Here is a 1,001-nt window from a genome sequence, read left to right on the forward strand (position 1 = left end):
TTTTAATCCATAGTGGTTTATTTTTCACGTACACAAAGCCGATACGATTAGGAAGCTTTGGAAATTGATGCTGAGTGTGGCTGTATTTTCGGGGATTATTGCTTATTTGGAACTTAACCATTTAAAGCTTGCCGAAACTACTTATATTAAAAACATGGGGATGATGCATAACCTGCTGGGCTTTGTCATTTCACTGCTTTTGGTGTTTAGAACTAATACATCGTACGATAGGTGGTGGGAAGGAAGGCGAATGTTAGGCGGTTTGGTAAATGTAAGTAGAAACTTTGCCATAAGGGTCAATGCGTTAAAACTAGCTAAATCGGATAACGATTTTTTCAAGTATGCCATTTCTAAATATGCATTTGCCTTAAAAGAACATCTCCGCGAAAAACAATATTTCGGAAAAGACAGCATCTTAATTGAAATTGACGGGGGCAAACACATTCCAAATCAGGTGGCCAGTAGCATTGCTGCTAAACTTTTTGAATTACAAAGAGAGGGAAAAATTACCAGCGAACAACTGATTATCCTAAATGCCGATACTACGCAGTTTACCGAGGTTTGTGGCGCTTGCGAACGTATTAAAAATACTCCAATACCGTATTCGTACAGTGCCTTTATAAAGAAATTTATTTTTGTTTATGTGCTTACCTTGCCTATTGGCTGGGTATTTAGCTTAGGCTATTTTGTGGTAGCCATTGTGCCGTTTATTCTATATGTTTTGGCTAGTTTAGAACTTATTGCCGAAGAAATTGAAAATCCATTTGGAAGTGATGCCAACGATTTACCGGTTGATGAGATTTGTGATAACATAGCAAAACAGGTAGGGGAGATTTTGGGTTAGCTAGATGGAAGAGAAAGGAGCAAGGTTAAGGTTATTTTTCGTTCTTCGTTGCTCGTTTGTTTATTGGTCCTTGGTTATTGGTAATTAGGAGCAAAGAGTAAGGAGTGTTAAGTTTGTTGTTCGTTTTTCGTTGCTCGTTTGTTTATTGGTGCTTGGT

The 1,001-nt window shown here is 37.9% G+C and carries 1 protein-coding gene; it reads left to right on the top strand.

The genetic code is table 11. The annotated features are described in order from the left end of the window. Nucleotides 1–19: 19 nt before the first annotated feature. Nucleotides 20–844: a bestrophin family protein gene (locus tag B3I52_RS03020; RefSeq protein ID WP_293298706.1), complete on the top strand. Its 825-nt coding sequence runs from the start codon at nt 20–22 to the stop codon at nt 842–844. Nucleotides 845–1,001: the final 157 nt, after the last annotated feature.

The organism is Pedobacter sp. UBA4863 (assembly GCF_002399615.1).
Taxonomy (GTDB): Bacteria; Bacteroidota; Bacteroidia; order Sphingobacteriales; family Sphingobacteriaceae; genus Pedobacter.